This window comes from Mesorhizobium sp. M1338, assembly GCF_040318045.1.
Taxonomy (GTDB): domain Bacteria; phylum Pseudomonadota; class Alphaproteobacteria; order Rhizobiales; family Rhizobiaceae; genus Mesorhizobium.
The window spans coordinates 1-7,435 of record NZ_JAMYLL010000098.1; the positions used below are offsets into that span (position 1 = coordinate 1).

Here is a 7,435-nt window from a genome sequence, read left to right on the forward strand (position 1 = left end):
CATCAGCCGTCCGGGCTTTGAGAAGCTTCTGGCGGCGATCTGCGAAGGTCGGGTTGGTGCGGTCCTCGCCATTGAAGCCTCCCGGGGTTCTTGCACCTGCGCTCCCGCCGAAATCCGGCCCACGAAAGTTGCTGGTCCTGGTAGGCGAGGTGAAAGAGATTATGCCTGCCCGCTCCGGCCAAAAACTTGTCATCAGACATTTGCCCGGCTTTCCCTTCATCATCGACGATGCATTGCACCGCCGCTTGCGGGCACGTTTCGAGAAAGAATTGTCGCTGTGGGGAGCGGATTCCAGCTCACATCTCATGACGATCGCGACGTTCGGACTGAACCCGGCCGGCCTCGCCATTGTCGAGGAGGTCGCGTTGATGGTGGTGTCCGAGAACTGGGTTCCTTACGAGACGGTCCCGGAAAAGCGGCTTGTCGATGCGCTCGCTCGCCTTCGCGAGAAAAGCGTGAAGGGATTGCGCTGCGACCTGCAAACCGACCAGCCGATCGCCAACGCTTTGCTCCAGAACAGGCAGCAGCCGACCGCACTCTTTGTCGTGCCGGCCGGTGCGGACGAAGCGTTCGAGGCTTCGTTGCAGGACATGATCGCGAACCGGCCGGAGATGGGTGCGTGGACCTGGCGGGTCGATGAGGGGGAGATGCCCGCCCTTCCATAGGCTGGGACGACATCTCAGATTTCCATCAATGTTGTGAATCGATTGGCGGCCATCGATTCATTACGGTATGGTGAGGGGTGACCAGCGATCGTCCTTTTCGGTGAGCATGCTGCGGATTTGCGAAGATCCGCGGCGAGAGGAGAGTGGGCGCCTGATACTCGGCATGCCATTCGCCCTTGCCGAACCCCACGTTGCGACAGGGAACAACGCGACCGTAGGACCCGAGAAATTCTAGTTCCGTCCAACGCCAAACACTGAAAAGTCGAAGGTCTTCACATAATCGCGGAATGCGGCCTGCGCCTTGGACTGGTTCTTCAGGTTGGGAAAGATCAGCATCATTTCGTAGGGGGGAATTTCCCACCCAGGCAGCAATTCCACGAGGCGGCCGACCGCGACGGCCGGCTGGCATACATAAGCGGGAAGGAGTCCGGCCGTGCTGCTCTTTGCCGCGCCTTCCAGCCCGCTGGCGCAACCTTGGTCGATTATGTAGTGCGCCTACCCAAAGTTGTATCCTGACCTCTACGGGTCTAATTGAAATTGCAGGCATGTTTTTTAGGAAGGTATTCTATTCGGCTTCTGCCAGACCCTGCGGGTGCTTACGAACTTGGAAGCGTGGACCCGCCGAAGATTACGCATGTATCTTTGGCGGCAATGGGGGAACGGCCACAACCGTACAAGGAGCTGCGCCGTTGTGGCGTGCCAAAGCTCCGGGCCGCGGTTGCTGCTGGTTCACCGACGGGATTCTGGCGCATGTCAGGACACCCGGCGGTCCAACAGGCCCTGCGCAACCAACACTTCGAGTCGCTCGGTCCTCCCCGCCTCTATGTCTCTGTCGAAGCTTAATCCGGTCGAACCGCCGTGGTACGTGATCCGTATGCCCTGTGGTGTGGGAGGGGCGGCGCCGCGAGGCGTCCCCCTATCCCGATCAATCCTGATTCTCAACAAGCCCTAGCGCGGAAATCATAGCAACCAATTTGTCCGGGCTGATTTCATCAGCCATCAACGCGGAATGCTCCAGGAGTGCAAGCAGATCATCCCTATGCTTCGAATGGTGGCCCTCCAAGTACATCTCAATCTTTCGCGCGATGACGTCCGCGAAGCTCGCCCGTGTCCCAAGAAGCGGATCATCAACTAACGCCGTTGGTCGCTCCTCTTCGAGAACCCAATTCATCGCCAAGGTCCCGTTCGACCCCAAGAACACGATCTCCAACTCCGCGCCGGCAGGTCGCTGTGAGGCGATGGAGAACCCCGCGTCTGCCAGAGCCCTTGTATCCTTGTCCACAGCTTCCATAAATGCGACCAAATTGACATGATGAACGTCAACATCATTCGGCACACGCTGGATGAATTGCGAAAGGACGCTGCTGCCGGCCACCCAACTATCTTTGCACCGGTTGGGCGAAATAGCCACAAATCCAGTGTGCATCACGTCGGAAATCATATCCTTATATCCTTCTTGGATATTGAGAACAGCCTGTAAATTACGTTCACGTGGGGATAGGTTCCGGACCGCAGCATCACACATGTGAGATCATTCGAAGCCGCAATGTGTTCAAGGAGATCGTCACGGGCATTAGTCCCGAATCCTAGAACGATACGACCTGTTTTTGTAAGGAACTTTGGGCCCTCCGACAAAAAACGCTTGAGCAAGTTATACCCTGGATCGATCGCGCCACGTTCGATGTCATCTACATACATGTAATCTTCTGCAGCGAAGTTCGACGGGTAATTCCAAAATACAATATCGAATCTCCTGCGACGGGGGATGTTTGTGAATAAATCGCTTTCGATAGCTTCCACGTTCTTGATGCCGTTTCTTTTGGCATTCTCCAATGTGTTCGCGACCGCCCTCTGGTTGATGTCGCAAGCTACTAACGACCGCGCACCACTTTTTGCCAACAGAAGGCCGGGAAGACCGAAGCCGCAGCCGATTTCTAATATGGTCTTTCCGGCGAATGGCGGGAAATTCTCGCTAATCCAACGCCAACCCTCGAAACTCTCAGGAGGAAAAACCCCTTCCAGTACGATCAGATCAAGCCCGAATTCCTGCAAATGGCGCGGGAAAGTGCCTTGTTGGCTTGTCCGCAGCGTTGTCCTGATACTATCGAGTTCGCTCATATGTGCTCCCCCAGATCGATGCGGTAGTCGTCGCTATCTGATTCAGGCTCGACGGCATCGACGGTTCGCTTCAGCAGGCAATGCCAAAGAGGCATTGAAAACAGACCAGCCTCAAGGACGAGGCGGTCCCAAGATGAGCGGACAGATGCGTGCTGAACAACGCCTTCTAGACCGGCTCGATCCCCATGAAGGTACCGGTGGACGGCCGTTGTCAGGCCCCTCTTTGATGCGAGTAGGAGTGCTTTGCCGTAACTTGATCTCGCGTGAGCAAAGGCGCTACCATCACCCCCATTGTCCGGCATCTGCACAGATTCCCTGTCGCAAAGAACGTTTAACAACATCTGGAAAGATGAATGGGCGATGTGGCCGGTATCCAGAGAATTCCAGGCGGCCACTTCGTTGCCCAAGGATTGGCGCCGAAGTATTGTCAGCTCGGCCTGCATTACTTCTGGACTGTCGCTCACATGGAGGAGGTTCGTCACGGGATTGTCGCAAAAAAAGAGACTGCGTACGGTGCCGCTTATAGCATGGGCCGGCTGTGTATTACCCTTTAGGCCTTGCGACAGGTGCAGCGCATTAGGTCCGCTCCAGATTGTGGCGCAAACCGGACGCATGTCGAACAAGTCCAGTACCAATGGCCAATGGTTCCCCCCGGTGGAATGTGTCAGGGAATAAAACGCATCGATCGATCTACGACTGTGGATTGAAAAGAATCGCTCCGCGAGTTCCAGGCCGGTTCGCCTGCGAATAAAATCGTCGAGCAGGCACGTGATTCCGGAGCGCGCGACTTCTGGGCCATAAACTACTAGTGCCGTGGAGGGCATCATGCCGCCCCCCCCAGATCCTCGGTTCCGATATAGGCTTTGCTGCTTCCGACGGTAATGTTGGTCGCTTTAACGCGCCTCCCTTCGAGCCAATCGGAGAGACGAGAAGAATGACGAGCGTTAATCACCACGCCGGGGAGGCGTTTCTGCGCCATGAACTGGACCGCGCACGCGTCAATCGACGTGTGGCCGAGAAGGAGAAGATCTTGAGCAGCGATCTGCTCTATAAGTGCAGCGGGATCTTCGGTTGCTCCACCACGATACACGCCATCAACATCTGTCAAAATCACCAGCCGTGGTGCCCCGGTGAGCCAAGCGACCCACGCGGCAACGGCATCGGATGTAACATCCCAACTCCATTCCACTGGATCAGCCGCAAACAGCAAACGGGAAGGTAGCAGGACTGGAATCTTTCCAACTCTCGCGAGATTTCGGCATTCACCTAGGCTGGCCGATGGAACAAGCTTGGAAGAGAAGGCGGTGTCCGCAAGCAAATACCCCGTTTGGTCCTGTGCTAGCGCACACGCATGATGCGCCGTAAACGAGTCCAATGGCTCGGCCGCATCAATTGTTTCAATTGCTTTGTCCGGGATGCCGCCGCCCGGAACAAGTAGTATTCGATGACCGTCACCGGCGAGACGCTCAAGTTCAGCCAGTGCAAGCTTACACACGGCAAGGTCCCGCATGATGCTCCCGCCGAATTTCACAACAATCGAAAAGCCATATGGCGGAAAACCCTTTATTAAGCCGTCCATCGTTTCGCCCTCCCGCCCTCCGGCCAACACACGATCTAAGGGATTTTCGAGGTTAGATTTGGAAGCGCTGCCCAAACCTTTTGGAATGCGGCCGCGTACAATTTCATCACTTCTGCGCCGTTTGGCGGAGCCATCTCCGACACGCAAAACATAGTGTTCAGTAGCATCATGGTGTTTGGAAAATCGGTCCTTGACCATCTCTTGCTGACGTCCGGGAGATACTCAAAAACGGGCTTCGTCAGCCAAACCATGACAGGAACTCCCTCGGCTTGAAGGAGCTTAACGATGAAATCCCTGGCCGAGGGGCCACCTAGAAAACCGAGCTTTTCCGGCGCAAGACGAAGCGGGAGACTAAGCACGGATTGTTGATGAACTGCTGGATCGAAAAGAGGCAGAAGCCCTGAGAGATGGCCAATTTCCTGCCAGAGGAACATTGCGTTGCTTCGCCTTTTTTTGAGCTGCCGGTCTAGGCGCTTGAGCCTGTGGTTGGCTATGGCAGCAGAGAATACGTTGGGTCGGTAATTGTAGCCTTTCGAACTCGGGGAGAAAATTCTAGCCCCACATCGCGACGAGCTTGTCAGCGAAACCTTATCGACATGGTGAATCAGAGCAGGGTCCCTTGTCAGAACAAACCCAAGCTCACCCGCTCCGAGGTGTTTGGCCCCGTTTCCTGAGAGAGCAAGTGCGTCGGTCTCTAAGTAAGATCCATTGACAATGTTTTTCGCAACGCCAATCGATTGGCAGACATCGTCAATAATTGCCACGTCACCCGCTCGCGCAGCCAGCCTAAGATCCGGAACCAAAATGTTATTTCCGAACAGGTGAGTTATGAGCACCACCGCGTCCCCTGGCTCGATGAGGGCGGCCGCCATCTTCTGATCAACTCCCGCAAGGTTTGGCTCTACATCGACAAAGACCGGCTCGAGTCCGCTGATCGCGATGGGGCCGACGGCTCCTGGCCAGTTCAAAGCCGAGGTGACAGCTCGGCGGCCTCGATTCCGGTAATAGTCGAGGGCCACGTGAATAGCGGCTGTGCCGCTTCCAACAGCGCGCACAGACCAGTTGCCCGACCACTCCGCTAGGCGCTTTTCGAGCTCAGTGACAATAGGGTGATTGACGCGATGATATTTGCCGCTTTTGACAACACTGGCGAGCGCCTTCAGATGCTTGCGTTTGGCAGCTGGCCAGGGGACAACTCGCCCGGCCGGCACTGTAGGATTCCCTCCGAAGAGGGCGAGAGAAGTGTCGTTTTGGTGAACGCGTGTTGCGCTTGCTTCCGAGACTAAGCTTCCATGCTTATTCATATAGTCCTCCAGACGCTAGCCTGATGGTGGTGTCGACCATCGGTCACTCGCGAAGGCAGAGCCGAACCAACCCACCTTTCGTACGCTTTACGTTTCCAAGCGGAGGCTCGGCCCCGGCGGAACGCTCAAGAACAGAGAGTTCGCCCCTGAGAGGAAACCGGGTGCCGTGACACCCTTCGGTACGTTGAGTTCAGAAAGGCGGCTTCAAACTCGTGACCGGTGTTGTGAGGCGAGAATTATGCTCACAATGATCCGTATCCGATCTGACATGCTGTCTGCTTTCCTTCATTTCATCCGTTGCGTTTCGTACCACAGGAAGCTATTCGGCAGCTTCCGTTGCTTTGCATCAGGGATAGCTCAAAATTCGTGCCACTTGCCAAAGTTGATACTGTCGGCGAAGTCCGCACTTCGGGCTCAACCGATGGAGAGGGCCCTTGAATTCCTGGGTATTCAACCCACCCGGGGGGTATTGCAAGTAGTTGCGTCCAGAACTTGCGAACTTTCAGTGACGATTCCTGAGGCAACGATGCGGGTCGCCAAAGCTGCTTTTCCGCAAGCCGGCTGGCTGACGATTTGAGGCCGATCTGCCATGGCCCTCAGCGGTCGTAGCTCTTTTCTGCTCGCCGCGACGCCATCCTGCCTGACCCTCATCACCTTACTTCAATTCGCCGAGGGTCTGTCGGATCGAGAAAGCGGCGGGATGCCGCGAGAAGCCGAGAAGCAGTATTGACTAAAATATCTGCTGGCTTTCTCGCTCACCGATTCCGACCTTGACCACACGCTTTGTGCGAATTTCGGGCGCGCCTGATTGCCGTTCGGGCTGAAGCGATACCGTCGGCGCTGTTCTCGACATAGCCGCATCGCGCCATCTGGTGCTGCCTGACGGTCGTCAGCGCATCGACCCCACAGTTTTTGTCGCGGCGGTGCGTTTGCAGCATCTTTTGTGCCAAAGTATTTGGCGTCAGGATCTTGGCCCGCGAGGGAGCGGCACCGGCCTCACCGGGCGGCCGCGCTCGACATCAGTCGGCGTTATGACGCTTGTGGGGTAGATGTTCCTCCATTTCCGTACATCGGAAGGGGAGGTCCATGCCATCAAATGGGCGGTGCAGCGGGCCAGATATATGACTCTTGTGTGGATGCCAGCCGTTTTGCAGGGAAGATTTTGACGGTCTTGTGTCAGGCCTTGAGTTGCGGCCATGACCTGCCGCGGGCCGGTATGGTGATACGCGGATCAGGTCCACATCTAGAAAGCGAGCGCGAGGCTTGGTGCGTCATTCTGGTTTTCCTGATCCCGATCTGATAGATCATTTGCCCATTCGGACCCGGTTCAGGTGTGCTGCTGAATGCTCATGCAGGCACCGTTGCCGGATTTCGGTAATCCTCTTCCTTCCTCAGCATTGACGTTGCCCGCAGCTTTTATCCGACCCGAAGTTCGCTCAGGCGGTCGGTCTTGCCCTGTGGGGCGGGTTGAGCGACGGGCAAAGACGTGGAGCCGATCATGGTGCGTAGCGCCGTGTCCCGTCGCGGGCTGAAGGTGTTGGCGAACTCGAAGGATGTCTGCTACCCGAGCCGCGAATGTGGGCGATGGACGTTATAATCCGTTCGCCAACTGGCAAGCGCAGCGCGCGGCTGCGGCAATGAAGGGAACAGCGTCTCGTTCAGGAGTTCGTCGCGGAGGCGTCCGTTGAAGCTTTCCACGAAGGCATTATCCGGCATGATGTTCTTGGTGCCATCATTTGTTCGGTACGTCAGGTTCGTTAAGCTTGGCG

8 protein-coding genes and 1 pseudogene are annotated in these 7,435 nt (G+C 56.3%); 2 read left to right on the plus strand and 7 right to left on the minus strand.

The genetic code is table 11. From position 1 onward, the window contains the following. Positions 1-665: DUF1173 family protein (locus NKH19_RS32700; protein WP_352983828.1), on the plus strand; the 665-nt coding region annotated here is incomplete at its 5' end. A 231-nt stretch (positions 666-896) separates the two neighbouring features. On the opposite strand, the gene NKH19_RS32705 is transcribed toward NKH19_RS32700, so the two are convergent. Beyond that, entirely contained in the window at positions 897-1,151 is a 255-nt protein-coding gene (locus NKH19_RS32705) for a LysR substrate-binding domain-containing protein (protein WP_352983839.1), read from the minus strand. Between the two features lie 106 nt (positions 1,152-1,257). Here NKH19_RS32705 and NKH19_RS33730 point away from each other — a divergent pair, with 106 nt between their 5' ends. Beyond that, positions 1,258-1,617 (plus strand): hypothetical protein, encoded by a 360-nt coding sequence (locus tag NKH19_RS33730; protein WP_502911099.1) that lies wholly within the window; start codon positions 1,258-1,260, stop codon positions 1,615-1,617. Here the strand turns inward: NKH19_RS33730 and NKH19_RS32710 are convergent. The 6 genes and pseudogenes from NKH19_RS32710 to NKH19_RS32735 form a co-directional block, all read right to left on the minus strand. Beyond that, positions 1,591-2,106 carry a hypothetical protein gene (locus NKH19_RS32710; protein ID WP_352983831.1) on the minus strand — a complete coding sequence of 172 codons (516 nt, stop codon included), beginning with the start codon at positions 2,104-2,106 and terminating at the stop codon, positions 1,591-1,593. The genes NKH19_RS33730 and NKH19_RS32710 overlap by 27 nt on opposite strands. After that, a complete protein-coding gene (locus NKH19_RS32715) occupies positions 2,103-2,783 on the minus strand; it encodes a methyltransferase (RefSeq protein ID WP_023802639.1) in 681 nt (226 codons plus the stop codon). The genes NKH19_RS32710 and NKH19_RS32715 overlap by 4 nt, the downstream gene beginning before the upstream one ends. Continuing rightward, positions 2,780-3,610: a nucleoside-diphosphate kinase gene (locus tag NKH19_RS32720; RefSeq protein WP_352983834.1), complete on the minus strand. Its 831-nt coding sequence runs from the start codon at positions 3,608-3,610 to the stop codon at positions 2,780-2,782. The genes NKH19_RS32715 and NKH19_RS32720 overlap by 4 nt, the downstream gene beginning before the upstream one ends. After that, a complete protein-coding gene (locus tag NKH19_RS32725) occupies positions 3,607-4,362 on the minus strand; it encodes an amino acid kinase family protein (protein ID WP_352983836.1) in 756 nt (251 codons plus the stop codon). Before NKH19_RS32725 ends, NKH19_RS32720 begins: the two co-directional genes overlap by 4 nt. Positions 4,363-4,397: 35 nt before the next feature. Beyond that, complete coding sequence (locus NKH19_RS32730) at positions 4,398-5,666, minus strand: DegT/DnrJ/EryC1/StrS family aminotransferase (RefSeq protein WP_352983837.1); 1,269 nt, start codon at positions 5,664-5,666, stop codon at positions 4,398-4,400. 1,563 nt (positions 5,667-7,229) lie between these two features. Beyond that, positions 7,230-7,435, minus strand: a pseudogene (locus tag NKH19_RS32735) (integrase core domain-containing protein); the annotation flags it as partial.